The organism is Acidovorax sp. BL-A-41-H1 (assembly GCF_051942715.1).
This window is the reverse complement of sequence record NZ_JBPVJQ010000003.1, coordinates 1,776,261-1,793,363: the sequence shown is the minus strand read 5'-3', so window position 1 is coordinate 1,793,363 and position 17,103 is coordinate 1,776,261. Positions and strand designations below refer to the sequence as shown.

14 protein-coding genes and 1 rRNA gene are annotated in these 17,103 nt (G+C 57.5%); all 15 read right to left on the bottom strand.

The window, feature by feature from the left end:
* Positions 1-1,504: ribosomal RNA gene (locus tag ACTPOI_RS08980) — 16S ribosomal RNA — on the bottom strand; the annotation flags it as partial.
* Between the two features lie 578 nt (positions 1,505-2,082).
* Entirely contained in the window at positions 2,083-2,607 is a 525-nt protein-coding gene (locus ACTPOI_RS08975; protein WP_440108233.1) for a phosphoribosyltransferase, read from the bottom strand.
* Positions 2,608-2,648: 41 nt separating this feature from the next.
* The gene (locus tag ACTPOI_RS08970) at positions 2,649-4,025 is read right to left on the bottom strand and encodes an adenylosuccinate synthase (protein WP_440108232.1); all 1,377 of its coding nucleotides are present in this window, start codon (positions 4,023-4,025) and stop codon (positions 2,649-2,651) included.
* Positions 4,026-4,037: 12 nt separating this feature from the next.
* Positions 4,038-5,201: an ATP phosphoribosyltransferase regulatory subunit gene (locus ACTPOI_RS08965; RefSeq protein WP_440108231.1), complete on the bottom strand. Its 1,164-nt coding sequence runs from the start codon at positions 5,199-5,201 to the stop codon at positions 4,038-4,040.
* A 220-nt stretch (positions 5,202-5,421) separates the two neighbouring features.
* Positions 5,422-6,336 (bottom strand): protease modulator HflC, encoded by a 915-nt coding sequence (hflC, locus tag ACTPOI_RS08960; protein WP_440108230.1) that lies wholly within the window; start codon positions 6,334-6,336, stop codon positions 5,422-5,424.
* A gap of 9 nt (positions 6,337-6,345) precedes the next feature.
* A complete protein-coding gene (gene hflK / locus ACTPOI_RS08955) occupies positions 6,346-7,725 on the bottom strand; it encodes an FtsH protease activity modulator HflK (RefSeq protein WP_440108229.1) in 1,380 nt (459 codons plus the stop codon).
* 51 nt (positions 7,726-7,776) lie between these two features.
* Positions 7,777-8,943: a GTPase HflX gene (gene hflX / locus ACTPOI_RS08950; RefSeq protein ID WP_440108228.1), complete on the bottom strand. Its 1,167-nt coding sequence runs from the start codon at positions 8,941-8,943 to the stop codon at positions 7,777-7,779.
* 59 nt (positions 8,944-9,002) lie between these two features.
* Entirely contained in the window at positions 9,003-9,257 is a 255-nt protein-coding gene (gene hfq, locus ACTPOI_RS08945; protein ID WP_440108227.1) for an RNA chaperone Hfq, read from the bottom strand.
* Positions 9,258-9,363: 106 nt separating this feature from the next.
* On the bottom strand, positions 9,364-10,707 hold the full coding sequence (der, locus tag ACTPOI_RS08940; protein WP_440108225.1) for a ribosome biogenesis GTPase Der: 1,344 nt from the start codon (positions 10,705-10,707) through the stop codon (positions 9,364-9,366).
* Between the two features lie 15 nt (positions 10,708-10,722).
* Positions 10,723-11,862, bottom strand: coding sequence for an outer membrane protein assembly factor BamB (gene bamB, locus ACTPOI_RS08935; RefSeq protein ID WP_440108302.1), 1,140 nt, complete (start codon positions 11,860-11,862; stop codon positions 10,723-10,725).
* Between the two features lie 29 nt (positions 11,863-11,891).
* The gene (locus ACTPOI_RS08930) at positions 11,892-12,578 is read right to left on the bottom strand and encodes a YfgM family protein (protein WP_440108224.1); all 687 of its coding nucleotides are present in this window, start codon (positions 12,576-12,578) and stop codon (positions 11,892-11,894) included.
* 14 nt (positions 12,579-12,592) lie between these two features.
* A complete protein-coding gene (gene hisS, locus ACTPOI_RS08925) occupies positions 12,593-13,858 on the bottom strand; it encodes a histidine--tRNA ligase (RefSeq protein ID WP_440108223.1) in 1,266 nt (421 codons plus the stop codon).
* 137 nt (positions 13,859-13,995) lie between these two features.
* The gene (gene ispG / locus ACTPOI_RS08920; protein ID WP_440108301.1) at positions 13,996-15,279 is read right to left on the bottom strand and encodes a flavodoxin-dependent (E)-4-hydroxy-3-methylbut-2-enyl-diphosphate synthase; all 1,284 of its coding nucleotides are present in this window, start codon (positions 15,277-15,279) and stop codon (positions 13,996-13,998) included.
* A 6-nt stretch (positions 15,280-15,285) separates the two neighbouring features.
* Positions 15,286-16,197: a helix-turn-helix domain-containing protein gene (locus ACTPOI_RS08915; protein ID WP_440108300.1), complete on the bottom strand. Its 912-nt coding sequence runs from the start codon at positions 16,195-16,197 to the stop codon at positions 15,286-15,288.
* A 34-nt stretch (positions 16,198-16,231) separates the two neighbouring features.
* Positions 16,232-17,071, bottom strand: a complete 840-nt coding sequence (pilW, locus tag ACTPOI_RS08910; RefSeq protein ID WP_440108222.1) for a type IV pilus biogenesis/stability protein PilW — start codon at positions 17,069-17,071, stop codon at positions 16,232-16,234.
* Between the last annotated feature and the right edge of the window lie 32 nt (positions 17,072-17,103).

The window sequence follows — 17,103 nt, the reverse complement described above, 5'->3', positions numbered from 1 at the left end:
TACGGCTACCTTGTTACGACTTCACCCCAGTCACGAACCCTGCCGTGGTAAGCGCCCTCCTTACGGTTAGGCTACCTACTTCTGGCAGAACCCGCTCCCATGGTGTGACGGGCGGTGTGTACAAGACCCGGGAACGTATTCACCGTGACATTCTGATCCACGATTACTAGCGATTCCGACTTCACGCAGTCGAGTTGCAGACTGCGATCCGGACTACGAATGGCTTTATGGGATTGGCTCCCCCTCGCGGGTTGGCGACCCTTTGTACCATCCATTGTATGACGTGTGTAGCCCCACCTATAAGGGCCATGAGGACTTGACGTCATCCCCACCTTCCTCCGGTTTGTCACCGGCAGTCTCATTAGAGTGCCCAACTAAATGTAGCAACTAATGACAAGGGTTGCGCTCGTTGCGGGACTTAACCCAACATCTCACGACACGAGCTGACGACAGCCATGCAGCACCTGTGTTATGGCTCTCTTTCGAGCACTCCTCTATCTCTAAAGGATTCCATACATGTCAAAGGTGGGTAAGGTTTTTCGCGTTGCATCGAATTAAACCACATCATCCACCGCTTGTGCGGGTCCCCGTCAATTCCTTTGAGTTTCAACCTTGCGGCCGTACTCCCCAGGCGGTCAACTTCACGCGTTAGCTTCGTTACTGAGTCAGTGAAGACCCAACAACCAGTTGACATCGTTTAGGGCGTGGACTACCAGGGTATCTAATCCTGTTTGCTCCCCACGCTTTCGTGCATGAGCGTCAGTACAGGTCCAGGGGATTGCCTTCGCCATCGGTGTTCCTCCGCATATCTACGCATTTCACTGCTACACGCGGAATTCCATCCCCCTCTACCGTACTCTAGCTATACAGTCACAAATGCAGTTCCCAGGTTGAGCCCGGGGATTTCACATCTGTCTTATATAACCGCCTGCGCACGCTTTACGCCCAGTAATTCCGATTAACGCTTGCACCCTACGTATTACCGCGGCTGCTGGCACGTAGTTAGCCGGTGCTTATTCTTACGGTACCGTCATGGACCCCAGGTATTAACCAGAGTCTTTTCGTTCCGTACAAAAGCAGTTTACAACCCGAAGGCCTTCATCCTGCACGCGGCATGGCTGGATCAGGCTTTCGCCCATTGTCCAAAATTCCCCACTGCTGCCTCCCGTAGGAGTCTGGGCCGTGTCTCAGTCCCAGTGTGGCTGGTCGTCCTCTCAGACCAGCTACAGATCGTCGGCTTGGTAAGCTTTTATCCCACCAACTACCTAATCTGCCATCGGCCGCTCCATGAGCGCAAGGCCTTGCGGTCCCCTGCTTTCATCCGTAGATCGTATGCGGTATTAGCAAAGCTTTCGCTCCGTTATCCCCCACTCTCGGGCACGTTCCGATGTATTACTCACCCGTTCGCCACTCGTCAGCACCTTGCGGCCTGTTACCGTTCGACTTGCATGTGTAAGGCATGCCGCCAGCGTTCAATCTGAGCCAGGATCAAACTCTACAGTTCGATCTTGATTTTTTTCGCTCTTTCGAGCAACTCATAATTAAGAATTGAAGTGAACTTCACTTCTCTCTCATGAGCGTTTGTAGTGCTAAGCACTAGTTCCAAAGAACTTGGCACTCGCCATCAAACGCCCACGCTTATCGGCTGTATGTTTTTAATGAACCGGATCACATTTCAGACCGAAGTCTTTCTTTGCTTTCCTGACTTAGCTGCGATCAGCTAAGCCTTGAATTCTAGCACGGTTTTTAAAGCACCGTCAAAACTTTTTTCTTTCTCTTCAGATTTTTGATCCCGTCGCAAGCCGCCGTAGCAACCCAAAACAACACCAAACATCCGCTGAGCGAAGCCTTGAATTATATACCGGTTTTTATCCCGCTTGCAACTCAATCGCTTCCTTTTTTGCACCACCGCCAGACAAGGACTGACTTCAGCACAACCACCGAACACGCCCCGGAATCAAGCCCCAGAGCACCTTCAGCAGCCCCGCCGCTTTGATCAACCCTTGCAGGTAGCTCTTAGTAGCGAAGCCCTCGACTATAGCACTGAAATTGTCTTTCGCTGTGCCAAGGCCAGAAATTTTTTCAGAGCCGCCATTTTTCCAGAAGCTTCTCCGGTCCTAGGCTGTCATAGCTCTCGAACGGCTGGTGGATCCAGGGGTTGGACGGCAAGAACTCGACTGAGTAGTCTGCTGTAAACGAGGAAATGCCCTTGGTCCAGATGACCGCACTCCGCAACTCGCTAATGGGCGCGTAGTTGGTCTTCAACATGTCAATCACTGCATGCAAGGTGTGACCGGAATCAGCCAAGTCATCTACCAGCAAAACCCTGCCAGCGATCTCGCCCTTAGGAGTGGTTATGAATCGAGCGATGTCGAGGTGCCCTTGGACAGTCCCCGCCTCAGCTCGGTATGAACTGGTAGACATGATCGCCAGAGGTTTGTCAAAAATACGACTGAGAATGTCTCCAGGACGCAGGCCGCCCCTGGCCAGGCATAGGATGGTGTCGAACTCCCAACCCGACTGGTAGACCTTGAGCGCAAGCTTTTCGATCAAGCTATGGTACTCATCGTAACTAACGTAAAGGTGCTTGCCGTCTTCGGTCAACATGTGGGCTCCGTATCAAGTGAACTGCAGTAGCGACGTGCGGTTCAAACCGCTACGTATGGATGACGCATCATGATGGTGTGATCGCGATCCGGACTCGTCGAGATCATGTCAATGGGAACACCAGTAACCTGTTCAATGCGTTCAAGGTAGGCACGGGCCGCGTGCGGCAGCTTGTCATAGTCAGTGATGCCAACGGTAGAGTCAGACCAACCAGCAAGAACTTCGTACACCGGCTTGCATCGCGCTATGTCCTCAGCCCCCATGGGCAGCAGATCAATGCGTTCGCCATCCAGCTCGTAACCCGTGCAGAGCAACAGTTCTTGAAGACCGTCAAGCACGTCCAATTTGGTGATGCACAGGCCCGAAAGGCCGTTCACCTGAGCACTACGTTTGAGCAAAGCTGCATCAAACCATCCGCAGCGACGACTTCTGCCAGTGGTCACGCCCTTTTCGGCCCCCACGGTACTCATGTGATAACCCGGAGTGCCGGGGCTTTCCCAATCAAGCTCTGTCGGAAACGGGCCACCGCCTACCCGCGTACAGTAAGCCTTTGTGATGCCGAGTACGTAGTGAAGCATTCCGGGCCCAACGCCTGCACCTGCAGCCGCATTGCCCGCCACACAGTTGCTAGAAGTCACATAAGGGTACGTACCATGATCGACATCCAGCAAGGTGCCCTGCGCGCCTTCGAACAGCAGATTAGCTCCCGCTGCATTTGCCTCATTCAACTCCCGCGATACATCAGCCATCATTGGCTTGAGCAGCTCCGCGTGACGCATTGCCTCCGAGTACACTGCCTCGAATTGCACCCGCCCTTCAACGATGTAGGGGCGAAGCGCATCGCCAAAAAGGAACGCGCCGGAATTCAGGTACGTAGTCAGGACGTGGTTGTGCAGGTCCAGCAGCTCTTTCAGCTTTGCCGCAAAGCGGTCTGGATACTTGAGATCCTGAACACGCAACGCACGACGCGCGATCTTGTCCTCATATGCTGGACCAATACCTCGACCGGTGGTACCAATCTTCTCGGTGCCGCCCTGCTCGCGTGCGGCCTCCCGCGCCACATCGATCGCTGCATGAAAAGGCAGGATCAGAGGACACGCCTCACTGATACGAAGACGTGAACGCACCTCCACGCCCGCCTTCTCCAAGCCTTCGATTTCCTCAAACAGCTTGGCGGCAGACAGAACCACGCCGTTCCCGATGTAACACTTCACCCCGGGACGCATGATCCCGCTCGGTATGAGATGCAAGGCCGTCTTCACGCCATTGATAACGAGCGTATGACCAGCGTTGTGACCACCTTGAAACCGCACAACACCTTGCGCACTTTCGGTCAGCCAGTCGACAAGCTTGCCTTTGCCTTCATCGCCCCACTGCGTGCCCACCACAACAACGTTGCGACCTTTGGTTGCTTTCATCTCAAACCCAATTCAGTTTTCAAAACAATCGATTGGCTGGACCACCCATTGGCCGGCCTTACAAACAAGTTCGCGGTCGTAGCAGAATTCGTCCACTTCGCTTTCCCTTCCAGGAAGCACACACACAACGGTCTCCCCGGATTTACGCAATACGGCAATTGCGGCACTTGTACCAGCGTCTTCGCCCCATGGCGCCCGAATGGCCGCGCGTAACGCCCTCGGCGCAACAACAGATACCAGCTGCTTGATATCGAGGCTGAAACCAGCCGCAGGACGATTGCGCCCAAAAACAGCACCTACCTCGTCATACCTTCCGCCCCGCACCAAAGCGTCACTAGCGCCCGGTGCATAGATCGCAAAGCGAGCGCCGCTGTAGTACGCGTAACCACGCAGATCCGCCAGATCGAAACTGACCGTCGCACCTTCAAGGCGAGACGCGAGCCACCTTAGATTCGACAGTACGACCTCGACGCCAGGGATATCTTTCAAAACTTTCTGCGCTTCGTCGAGCACAGAAACATCGCCATAAAGCTGGGGTAGCGCCAAAAGCGCCTCCCTGGAATGGCGAGGAAACTCCTTGGCCAGCTCGGTTAGCGCAGCGGTGTCCTTGGCGGCCAGCGCGCTGTGGATACTTGCAATATGACTAGCCGGAAGAACCACCTCCTCAAGCAGCGCACGAACAATGCGAACGTCTGCAAGATCAATCGTGGTTTCATAAACGCCGGCGATACCCAGACACTCACGTGCCAGCTGCAGGGCCTCTAGGTCTGCCTCCAACCCGGAATGCCCGTATATCTCTGCACCAAACTGAAGAGGCTCCCTGGTCGCATGTGGTCGGTCGGGGCGGGCATGTAAAACAGGGCCGCAATAACAAAGCCGGGTAACACCTTTGCGATTGAGCAGATGAGCGTCAATGCGTGCAACCTGAGGCGTCGTATCAGCACGCAACCCCATAGATCTGCCAGAAAGCTGATCGACCAGCTTGAAGGTCTGCAGATCCAACGCTTCACCCGTACCCGTCAGCAACGACTCCAGATGTTCAAGCAGCGGAGGCATGACGAGTTCATAGCCATAACAGCGGGCTGTGTCTAGCAGCCCGCGGCGCAATTCTTCGATGTGCCTTGCTTCAGAAGGAAGCACATCGGCAATGTGATCCGGAAGGACCCAAGCGGACATGAGAAATGGGGAGCTGTTAAAACCGCGATTCTACCGGTAGCCGGCAGTAGCTGCGGGAGCGCCGAGCGCACACGCGCTAGGTTACAGGCGGCCAGCCCAACCCGCTCCGAGCAAGAGGACGACCCCATGTGCTAAGGCGGCGGCGCTGCTGTGCAGCACAACAACCTCTCGAACTATAGGGCAACAATCCGACCCGAGACGGGTCGGATAGAGCGCTCAGTTACTTGCGAACGGCGGCGGCGGAGTTCCCACCAGAAGGAGCGGCGCCCCGAAAAGTCTTAAAGAACTCGGATGTCGAAGGATCCACCACCATGACATCCCCCTTCTTGCTAAAGGTCGTCTTGTAGGCTTCAAGGCTACGGTAGAACTGCGCAAACTGAGGGTCCTTACCAAACGCCTCCGCGTAAATCCTGGCCGCCTCAGCATCACCCTCACCCTTGAGCTTTTGCGCGTCGCGATATGCGTTGGCAATAGTGATTTCGCGCTGGCGGTCTGCATCGGCCCGAATCTTCTCGCCCTCTGCCGCGCCCGTAGAACGGAGCTCGTTCGCCACACGCTTGCGCTCAGCTTCCATCCGGCGGTAGACAGATTCAGTGATCGATTCGACGTAGTCCACTCGCGTAATCCGCACATCAACCACATCAACGCCCCACGGTTTCTCACCGCGCACGGTTTCGAGCACCTCACGCTTGACGTCAGCCATCAAGGCTTCGCGCTTCGCGGAAAGCAGCTCATTTACGGTACGCTTATTGATCTCTCCCTGAAACGCATTACGAACGACCCGGTTAAGTTGCATTGCACCGGCGCTCTCATCCAGGCCGACGTTGCGAATGTATTCAGTGGGTTCCGAAATCCGCCACCGTACATACCAGTCAATCACGACGCGCTGCTTTTCTGCGGTCAGCATTGGCTCCGTATCGCTGCTGTCGAGCGTCAGCAGACGCTTATCGATGTAGGAAACGTTTTGAAAAGGCGGCGGGAGCTTGAAGTTCAAACCAGGCTCGGTGATGACTTCCTTGATCTGGCCGAGTGCATACAACACCCCAAACTGACGCTGGTCGACAACAAAGAGCATCGAGCTCATGAGGGCGAGGGCCACCAGGAAGGTGGTCGCGATAAATCCAAGTCTGTTCACAAGTAGCTCCTATCGCGACTCACGGTCACGGGTCCGGCTGCTGTCGCGCGCACGGGAATCATTGGGTATCGGGGGTGCAGGGAGGGCGATCGTGGGACCTCCACTCACTCCTAAGCTCGAGCCCGCAGCATCAGTGGGGGTGCCGGCAACGGCGCTTTGCATAATTTTGTCCAAGGGCAGATACAGCAGGTTTGAACCCTGTCGAGACTCCACCAAAACCTTGGTCACATTGCCATATATTTGCTGCATGGCGTCCACATACATACGATCCCTCGTCACCTGCGGCGCCCGCTGGTATTCGGCAAGAATCGAGGAAAACCGCTGCGCATCACCCTGCGCCTGCGCAACGATCCGGGCCTTGTAGGCCGCAGCCTCCTCATTCAGCCGCGCGGCTGAGCCAACTGCACGCGGAATCACGTCGTTCGCATAGGCCTGAGCCTCATTCTTGGCACGCTCACGCTCTTGCCCAGCCTTCAGCACATCATCGAAGGAAGCCTGAACCTGCTCCGGCGGACGCACCCCGCCCTGTTGCAGATTGATACCGACCACCTCGACGCCTACCTTGTAGCGATCCAGGATGGTCTGCATCAAAGCACGTACACGAGGGGCAATCTGGTCACGCTCTTCGGCAAGGGCCGTGTCCATGCGCATTTTTCCGACGACCTCCCGAACGGCGGTCTCTGCTGCCTGAACAACTGCCGCCGATGGGTTCTTGCTCTCAAAAAGCCAGGCTCGCGCGTCATTGAGCCGGTACTGAACAGCAAACTTGATCTCGACGATGTTCTCGTCTTCGGTGAGCATGGCTGATTCACGGAGACCCGTACTCTTGATCACCGTATCACGCCCCACGTCAGCAGAACGGATCTGCGTTACGAATACGAGCTCATGACGTTCGATCGGATACGGCAAGCGCCAATTAAAGCCGGCGCCCACAGTGCTTTTATATTTACCGAACTGAGTGATGACAGCCTGCTGGCCTTCCTGAACGATGAAAAATCCAGTGCCCATCCAGATCAGGAACGCGATACCAGCTATCACACCAATACCAAGCCCTGCGCTTTTCATGTCAGGCTGAAACCCGCCACCCGAGTTGCCGCCGCCTGGCCCGTTACGACCTCCTCCACCACCGCCCTTGGTACCAAAAAGCCCACCCAGCTTGCGATTTAGATCTCGCCACAGTTCGTCGAGGTCAGGCGGCTGCCCTCCGTTGTTGGGCCTCTGCTCGGTCCCACGCTGACCTCCTACAGGTCCTGTAGGACGGGGGTCGGTCTTGGAATCGTCCTCGGACTTTTCGTCACCGCGTCCCCAGCGGGGATCATTCAGGTTGAACATGCCCCGAATACGCGCTGGGAGCAACGCCAGACGTGGGAAACTGTATGGAAGATTCATGCGCGATTCTCTGGTTTTCTATCTGCGTCTGGAGGCTACCATTGTGCCTAATCAAGGCTCGTCGGCAGCCAATTCAGTCTCTTGGGATGGGGGCATGCTGGTAGCCGACATCAAAGCCCGGCCAGACAATACATTTCTCAGTACATCCAAACCTGCGCCCGAACGAGCGCTGACAAAAACGCGCGGCGTCGGATTGCCATCAACGTCAAACTCATCAAGCGGCTTGAGAGGACGCTGGCTCAATTCAAGCGAATCAATCTTGTTGAATACCAACAGCTGCGGGACATCTGCCGCCCCTATCTCGTGCAAGACCCGCATTACCTGCGCCATCTGCTCAGGGAATGCCTGATTGGATGCATCAACCACGTGTAGCAACAGGTCTGCATCGACGGCCTCCTGTAACGTTGCCTGAAACGCATCCACCAAACCGTGTGGCAGGTCACGAATGAACCCCACCGTATCCGACAACGAAACCGATCTTCCCGCACCAGCGAGATATAGCTGACGCGTGGTCGTATCCAAGGTGGCAAACAGCTGGTCAGCCGTATAAGCCTGTGCTTTCACAAGCGCGTTGAAGAGTGTCGACTTGCCTGCATTCGTATAACCGACCAAGGAAATATTGAACGTCTCACGTCTATCTCGCTGCCGACGCTGAGTCGAGCGCTGACGCTTGACCTTGACCAATCGTTCACGGGTGCGTTTGATTGCTTCACCAATCATCCGACGGTCCAGTTCAATCTGCTTTTCCCCAGGGCCGCCTCGCGCTCCAATACCGCCCGTCTGGCGCTCAAGGTGAGACCAGCGACGCACGAGGCGCGTACTAAGATACTGCAGCCTAGCAAGCTCGACCTGCAACTTGCCCTCGTGGCTACGCGCCCTTTGTGCGAATATCTCAAGAATGAGCAGCGTCCTGTCGTTGACAGGGAGTTCAAGATGGCGCTCCAAGTTGCGCTGCTGAGCCGGACTGAGCGATTGATCGAAAAGCACTTCGGTCGCCCCGTGCATGTGAGCAAGTGTGCGGATCTCATCTGCTTTCCCACTGCCCACAAACAACGCTGCATCAGGGGCCTTGCGCTTGCAGGTGAGTCGGGCTACAGGGTGCATGCCAGCCGTTGCAGCTAACAAACCCAATTCTTCCAGATCCCCGTCAAAATGGGAGGCGCCAAAGTCGACGCCCACTAGCAGCACTGGCGCCGTACCTGGCCCCGGGACATTCATCGGGAAGCCCCCAATACCGAACGAGGCAGCCCGTCAATTGCCCAAGACAACGGCGCCACCTAAGCGCCGCCGCCTTCGGCTTCCGAACTGTCAGTCGTCGCGAAATTCACCGCACGACCTGGAACAATTGTGGAAATCGCATGTTTGTAGACCATCTGGGTCACGGTGTTGCGAAGCAAAACCACGTATTGGTCAAACGACTCAATTTGCCCTTGAAGCTTGATGCCATTGACTAGGTAGATGGAAACTGGAACGTGCTCCCGACGAAGAGCGTTCAGGAAGGGGTCTTGCAAAAGCTGGCCTTTATTGCTCACGATATGCTCCGTGTTCAGAATGTTGTTGTAAAACGTCACCTTACCACAGCGATCTACGCTCTTCGCTGAACTGGACGATGTCCCTGCCGGACGCGCGACTTTGAGCCTAATCGCTGTCTTTTTCAGCGAAGGGGTTGCTCGACGTTTTCATTTGTATCCGAAGCGGTGTCCCTACCAAGTCAAACTCTTTCCGAAAACGACCTTCGAGAAATCGTTTGTAGGCTTCTGTCACGTGTTCTAGAGAATTACCGTGGACGATGATCACCGGCGGGTTCATGCCACCCTGATGGGCATAGCGCAGCTTTGGGCGGAACATGCCTGCCCTCTTCGGACTTTGAAACTGCACGGCTTCCAGCAAAAGCCTCGTCAACACGGGAGTCGACATCTTGCACGTGGCCGCACGGTGGGCTTGGGCAATGGAACTCCACAAAGGACCGAGCCCCTGTCGCTTCTTGGCAGAGATGAAGTGCATGGAAGCGAACTTCAGAAAAGCAAGTCGCGTCTCGATAGAACGCTCAAGCAATTGGCGCTGGTATTCGTCCACCGCGTCCCACTTGTTTACAGCTACGACGACCGCCCGACCACTCTCCAGGATGTAACCTGCGATGTGCGCATCCTGATCAGTGACCCCTTGGGTAGCATCCAGCAGTAACAAGACCACGTTGGCCGACTCGATCGCCTGGAGTGTCTTGACCACCGAAAATTTTTCGATAGCCTCAAACACTTTGCCTTTGCGCCGCAGGCCGGCAGTGTCTACAAGCTCGAATCGCTGCCCATCACGCTCAAAAGGCACGGTGATTGCATCGCGCGTGGTCCCGGGCATATCGAAGGCAACCAGGCGCTCCTCGCCCAGCCACGTGTTGATCAACGTTGACTTTCCAACGTTGGGTCTGCCCGCCACGGCCAGCTTGATAACGCTTTTGTCGACAGAAGTGTTCTCTTCGTCAGGGTCTGGCAAATGAAGAGGCTCAAGCGCAACATCGACCAGCCCGCGAATACCCTGCCCATGCGCCGCCGAGACCGGATACACGGCTCCCAGTCCCAGTTCGTAGAACTCGGCAAGCTGAACACCTTCAATCATGCCCTCTGCCTTGTTGGCAACCAGCACGCAGGGTTTGCCTAGCCGACGCAGATAGTTGGCAATGTCGTGGTCCTGCGCAGATACGCCAGCCCGTGCGTCGACCACAAAAACTACGACATCAGCCTCTGCAACCGCCTGCTGCGTCTGCTTGGCCATCTCGCGGTAGATGCCGCTCGACGCATCTGGCTCGAACCCCCCGGTATCAATCACGATGTACTCGTGCTTGCCCTGCTTCCCGTTGCCGTAATGGCGGTCTCGAGTCAACCCTGCAAAGTCGGCAACGATGGCATCGCGTGATTTGGTCAGGCGATTGAAAAGCGTGGATTTCCCGACGTTGGGACGCCCCACGAGTGCGATAACTGGCTTCATTGGATAACCAACCGATCAATCAGGACGGAATCCGTAGACACTGCCATTACGAGAAACAACCACCAACGTATCCGACGCCACTGCGGGTGCAGCGGCAATGCCAGATCCATCGGTCGAGATGCGATTCAGAGGCGCGCCATCATCACGCGACACGAGGTGTACCGTTCCTGAATCGTCACCAAAAACGATTGAACGCCCCAGGAGCAGCGGAGCCGTCAGCTTGCGATGCTTGTAGCGGTCCATGGACCACAGACGCGATCCATCCACCCTGCTCCAGGCCGTTACCACACCATTGCCTTCCGTGCCGAACACGGCACGGTCGTCGCCGTGGATACCTTCCGAGCCACTGGCTACCTGGGTCCACGCGACGGCACCACGCGCAGTGTTGACACATCCCACGGATGCCTGGAACGCGCGCGCGCAAACACTATCGCCAACGCGGCTGACGCGCCCCACCAGCTCCACCAGACGTTCGACATCATTGGTACCGCGTGGCGACGCAAGCGGGAGCTCCCACTGCGTGACGCCCGTATTGGGATTCATCCCGACCATACGGCCCGAAAGCCCCACTACCAGCGTATCCCCCAACGCCAAGAGGACACCCGCCTGCCGAAGCACAAGCGGCTCCCCCGGGCGTTGCTGAGTCCAAAGACGGCGACCTGTGGCTCCGTCATAGGCAGCCACAGAGCGATCGGAGGACAGCACAAAGACACGCCCTCCAGCCACAAGAGGCGGCGTGAATACCTGCGCTGGAAGCTGCTGACGCCATTTTTCCCTGCCCGATTCGAGCGCGACCAACGCATTGGCGCGAGTCACCACCGCAGCGGTCTTGCCATCACTCCCCGGGCCGGTCGACAATGGTTCGCCCAGCATCGCACGCCATACATCACTCCCCGTCTTTGCATCCAAAGCTGCAACGACCCCATCCGATGACGCAAGGGTGACAACGTTGCCATTCACGTGGAGCTCGAGCGGCAACTCGATCTTGCCCACCCGCGCCGTCCACGCCTGACGTACGCCAAGTACAGCCACGTTGGGCCCGAGTTCCGCGGCAACCGGTTTTGCGGCGCGCCCGCCCCAGAGCGAGCACGCAGACACCGACGCAACGAGCACTGCAGCGGCCACCGACCGCAGCAAGACCGATCGACACACCATTTGCACTCCAAAACGCCGTATCGCCATGCTTATCGCACTCCCTGGACAGAAGAGACCTTCTCCAAGACGGACGCTTGCGGCGACACGCCCAGCGCTCCCAGCTTGATTTCCACGAGCCGACGATATTCAACCTTTTCGTCCATGGTCTTGTACGCTTTCGTGTACTCAGCAATCGCTTCTGCTCGCTTGTCCTGAAGCATCAGGATGTCACCACGGCGATCTGCAAACACGGCCTCAAACTCAAGCGGAGCGCTGGCAGAAAGCTGCTTCAGCGCTTCGTCAAAATTCTTCTGATCCAGCAACAGACCCGCGAGCCTCAACCTTGCGATCGCCTTGAGGCCCTCATCGCGAGCATTCATGCCGACCCAGGTCAATGCCTCTTTCGCGCCGTCAAGGTTGCCTGCATCCACCATGGCCTTGGCGACCGCAAGACCAGCCTGTGCAGCCTGCGCGGTCCCGGCATACTTGTCTCGGATATCGCCAAAAGCCTGAGCCATGCGCGCCTGGTCACCACCGCGCACTGCAACATCCACAGATTCGAAGAGCGCCGCCGCCTGACTGGCCTGGCGGTTTTGCCAGAACTGGTAGCCATTCCAAGCCGCCACGGACCCGGCAACTACGATGACTACGCAACTGATGAGCGTGCCCCAGGTGTTCCAAAAATGCTTGAGCTGGTCAAGCTGTTCCTGTTCTTCGAGATCTAGATGTTTTGCCATGAAATAACCTGTGCTTATCCGTTGGATTGTAGGGTTGGCGCCCATTGATCGATGGAAGCCAATGGATGTTCGGATTGGGCGCCCGCGCCGTCCCGCAATGCCTTGACCGTAACCATCCCTCGCGACAACTCGTCGTCGCCGAAGATCAGGGCGCGAATTGCACCGCTGGCATCCGCCTTCTTGAACTGCGATTTCATGCTGCCCATGCCCTCCACGCCGGCAGCCGCAGCATGCATTTGCACAGAAATGCCCGCGCGACGCAGTTGCTCAATCACTTTCATTGCAGCCGGCACCACAGCGGAAGAAGGTATGACGGCATAAACATCAGCACACACCCGCGGTTCATCGCTGGCCTGCTCCTTGAGCAACTCAAGTACTCGCTCAACACCAAGCGCCCATCCGACTGCTGGAGCCGGCTTGCCGCCGACCTGCTCGATCAGGTAGTCATACCGCCCGCCTCCGCAAATGGTGCCCTGTGACCCGAGTTGATCCGTCACGAACTCAAAGACAGTGAGGTTGTAGTAATCCATCCCTCGGACAAGCCTGGGATTGAAGCTCCACTGCACACCATTTGCTGTCAAGATGGCTTTCACGCCATCAAAATGTGCAATCGATTCAGGCCCGAGGAAATCAACAAGGCGCGGGGCGGCATCAACAATCGCCTGCATAGCCGGGTTCTTGGTGTCCAGAATACGCAGCGGATTGCTATGCAACCGCCGACGTGCATCATCGTCCAGTTCATCGGCATGTTGCTCAAGATAAGCGATCAGTGCTTCACGATGAGCCATGCGCTCATGGGGCTCTCCCAGACTGTTGAGTTCCAGACGCACACCCTTAAGACCCAGCTCCCGCCACAGGGCGTCAGCGAGCAGGATGAGTTCGGCGTCCACTTCAGGGCCAGGAAAACCAAGCGCCTCTGCACCTATCTGATGAAATTGCCTGTACCGTCCGCGCTGTGGCCGCTCGTGCCTGAACATGGGCCCCATGTAGTAAAGGCGCTTACCGCCCTCGTAGAGCATGGAATGCTCCACCACTGCGCGCACCACTCCCGCGGTCGACTCCGGGCGAAGTGTCAAGTGTTCACCGTTGAGCCGGTCCTCGAAGGAATACATTTCCTTTTCGACGATGTCTGTCACCTCCCCAAGGCCGCGGACGAAAAGCGCGGTGGGTTCTACGATCGGCGTACGAATATTGCGGTATGCATACTGCGCCATCAGACGGCGGACCTTATCCTCAAGCCACTCCCACCGCGCGGACTCCGGCGGAAGAATGTCGTTCATGCCTTTCACGGCTGTCAGCTTGCCCGCCTTTTGGAAGGGAGTGCTCTTATCGTTGCTCACAAGTGTTACGTTCCTGCATGGTGATTGCGGAGGTCTTCCGTGGTGCACAACAGACCACGGCAAAACGAGGTCCGAGATTACGGCGTTGGCTCGGATGTACGTAGCGCACCGAAGCGTCGCTCGACATACTGCTCAACAAGCTGGTGAAATTCTTCTGCGATGCGATCGCCACGCAAGGTCATCGCTTTCTCACCGTCAATGAATACAGGCGCTGCGGGCGCCTCTCCGGTACCGGGAAGACTGATACCAATATCGGCATGTTTGCTTTCGCCCGGCCCGTTAACGATGCACCCCATCACGGCCACGCGCAAAGTCTCGACTCCTGGATATCGCACACGCCAGACAGGCATCTGCGCACGCAAAAAGTCATCAATCTGCTTGGCCATCTCCTGGAAGGTGGTGCTGGTCGTTCGCCCGCAACCCGGGCACGCGGTGACGCTGGGTACAAAAACGCGCAGGCCTAGCGACTGCAGTATCTCTGACGCAACGACCACCTCCTGCGTCCGGGCTTCGCCTGGCTGGGGCGTCAGCGAAACACGGATCGTGTCACCGATGCCCTCCTGCAACAAAACCGACAGCGCTGCAGCAGAAGCGACTGTACCCTTTGTCCCCATTCCAGCCTCGGTCAGCCCCAGGTGCAGTGCGTAGTCACAGCGCCGCGCCAGTTCCCTATAGACAGAGATCAGATCCTGCACACCACTGACCTTGCAGGAAAGGATGATCTGGTTGCCATCAAGGCCCATGCCCTCGGCACGACGCGCAGACTCGATCGCTGAGGTGATGAGCGCCTCGTACATAACCTGGCGGGCATCCCAGGGCGCTGCGCGTCTGCTGTTCGCATCCATCAGCTCAGCAAGCAGCTCCTGGTCGAGGCTGCCCCAGTTCACGCCGATCCGTACGACCTTGTTCCAGCGCATCGCCGCATCAATCATCTGGCCAAACTGGCGGTCGCGTTTGTCGCCTTTGCCCACGTTGCCTGGATTGATGCGGTACTTGGACAGCGCCTGCGCGCAGTCTGGGAAGTCCGTCAGAAGGCGGTGGCCGTTGTAATGAAAGTCCCCCACCAATGGCACGGTCTCGCCCATCCGGTCAAGTTGCTCCCGGATGTAGGGCACCGCCGCCGCTGCTTCTGGCGTGTTGACGGTGATCCGGACGAATTCGGACCCGGCCTGCGCAAGCTCCTTGACCTGAATCGCCGTTGCGATGGCGTCCACCGTATCGGTATTGGTCATCGACTGAACCCGAACAGGAGCGTCACCGCCCACAGTCACGATCCGCGATCCCCAAACTACTTTCGCTTGACGCGAGCGCCTCGGCAGCGGGGACGAAATGGCGATTGGTGCACCGCTGTGGTCTTGGATTTCCACTTATTTCACCTCGAAACGCGCCACGTTTTCACGCGATACCGGTACCAGATCAAAGGCTTTGCCACCCACGAACACGTCCGTGGCATCTGCCCGCCCCACCACCACAGCCATCGGCAGCGGACCGGAAACATCCACAGTCTCACCGGCAGACAACTTGCGTTGCAAGGCCAGCGCCCCGGTGGCATCGCGAACCTGGACCCATGACTCTGCACGGGCACGCAAGGTGAGTGGGCCAACTGAACCATTGGACGCCAGGGGAGCACTCGTCGCGGCGGCGGCGGGCGCAGCAGCGGCGGCGGGCGTGGCAGAGGCAGCGGGCGTGGCAGAGGCAGCGGGCAAAACCAACGCAGCCGCGGCATTCCCCTGGGCTGCCGGCGCATCCACCGGGGTCGAGGGAGGAACAGTCGTCGTAAGGGCCGACTCGCCTGCGGTTGCTACCGGGTTGACAGGCATCGCTGCCGTTTCTGCGCTTTGCGAATCGGGTGGCGGCGGCGACGACTGCAGTCCGGCCACATCAGGTATAGCCGGGACTCGACCCCGAGGGAAATAGAGCACAGCCAAGGCACCCAGCAAAAGCGCGCCCACCACCATCACTACGGACCGCGGAATAGCTGCGCCACCAACACCCGAACCTGCTGTACGAACGCTTGTGCCTTTCACCGGAGCGTTGAGCCCGGCACTATCACTGGCAAGGCTTGGGCTCTTGCTCTGCGGCAGCAGCGACAACACTTGTGCCGGATCGATTTTGAGTGTCCGACAAATACTTGATGCCAGAGCCCGGACAAATACGGTATCGGGCAACGCGTCATAGTCATCAGACTCCAGCGCTTCCAGCTTGCTCACCGGCACTTTCAGCGCGACAGCCAAGGCTGCAATATGCAGTCCACTCGCCTGTCGGGCTTGCCTGAGCATTCCCCCCGCAGTCATTACGACCGACTCCACCGCCTCACTCATTGAAAGCTCCACGCTCGTATGCGCCCATCTCGCGCGACTCGGGAAAACGCCGACGCAGCTGGTCGGCAAGTTGACGCATGGCGACCGTATCACCCAGCGCGCGCTCCACCTTGATTCCCAGCCACAGGGATTCCGAATTGGCGAACTGACTGTTGTTCAGGCGCCGAATATAAAACTGGGCACGCGAAAGCTCGCTGCGCCGCAGCAGCAGGGCCGCCATATGGTAGGCCACCACTGGATTGGCAGCATCGAGTTCGTAGGCCCTGGTCAGCGACTGCTCCGCCTCTGCAAAGTGGCCCGCTCCGGACTGGCAAAGACCCCGTGCCATGAGTGTCTTGGCTCTTGCGCCGTAGGCCGGGTTAGCCAGCGCTTTCACGAATTGCTGGTCTGCATCTGCGTACTTTTTTTGCTGACAGAGCAACCATCCGTAATTGTGAAGCACGTTCGAGTCGCCAGACTTGAGCGCCAGCGACCGCCTGAAGCTCTCCTCCGCCTGGCCGAAATCATTGACCCGCATGTAGATGAGTCCGCGCAGGTTGAATGCATCCGCGTAAGTCGGATCAGACGCCAACGCCTGCTTCACTTCATCCAACGCCACCGCCGTCTGGCCGTTCTCAAAATAATTGGCAGCCAGCTCGAGGCGAATGCGGGCCCGCCGCCGGGATTCAGGCTCATCTGACGGGGTTATCAAACCTGCATCGGCATCCCGGTCCACGGAAGTGCTGCTGCCAGAAGTTGCACAGCCTTGCAGTGCGGCACTCGCTACAACGAGACCACATGCCATGAGCGCGCAACGGCCCGCATGCCGCCAGCTATCGATCAAACCTGCCATGTGGTGTCTCCTTGTTTTTGCCGCCAGCCCCG

Coding starts and splice junctions, on each gene's coding strand:
- pilW (WP_440108222.1), bottom strand. CDS start 17,071: ATGGCAGGTTTGATCGATAGCTGGCGGCATGCGGGCCGTTGCGCGCTC.
- ACTPOI_RS08915 (WP_440108300.1), bottom strand. CDS start 16,197: ATGCTCAGGCAAGCCCGACAGGCGAGTGGACTGCATATTGCAGCCTTG.
- ACTPOI_RS08975 (WP_440108233.1), bottom strand. CDS start 2,607: ATGTTGACCGAAGACGGCAAGCACCTTTACGTTAGTTACGATGAGTAC.
- ACTPOI_RS08970 (WP_440108232.1), bottom strand. CDS start 4,025: ATGAAAGCAACCAAAGGTCGCAACGTTGTTGTGGTGGGCACGCAGTGG.
- bamB (WP_440108302.1), bottom strand. CDS start 11,862: ATGGTGTGTCGATCGGTCTTGCTGCGGTCGGTGGCCGCTGCAGTGCTC.
- ACTPOI_RS08965 (WP_440108231.1), bottom strand. CDS start 5,201: ATGTCCGCTTGGGTCCTTCCGGATCACATTGCCGATGTGCTTCCTTCT.
- hisS (WP_440108223.1), bottom strand. CDS start 13,858: ATGAACGACATTCTTCCGCCGGAGTCCGCGCGGTGGGAGTGGCTTGAG.
- ACTPOI_RS08930 (WP_440108224.1), bottom strand. CDS start 12,578: ATGGCAAAACATCTAGATCTCGAAGAACAGGAACAGCTTGACCAGCTC.
- hflX (WP_440108228.1), bottom strand. CDS start 8,943: ATGAATGTCCCGGGGCCAGGTACGGCGCCAGTGCTGCTAGTGGGCGTC.
- hflK (WP_440108229.1), bottom strand. CDS start 7,725: ATGAATCTTCCATACAGTTTCCCACGTCTGGCGTTGCTCCCAGCGCGT.
- der (WP_440108225.1), bottom strand. CDS start 10,707: ATGAAGCCAGTTATCGCACTCGTGGGGCGTCCCAACGTCGGGAAATCC.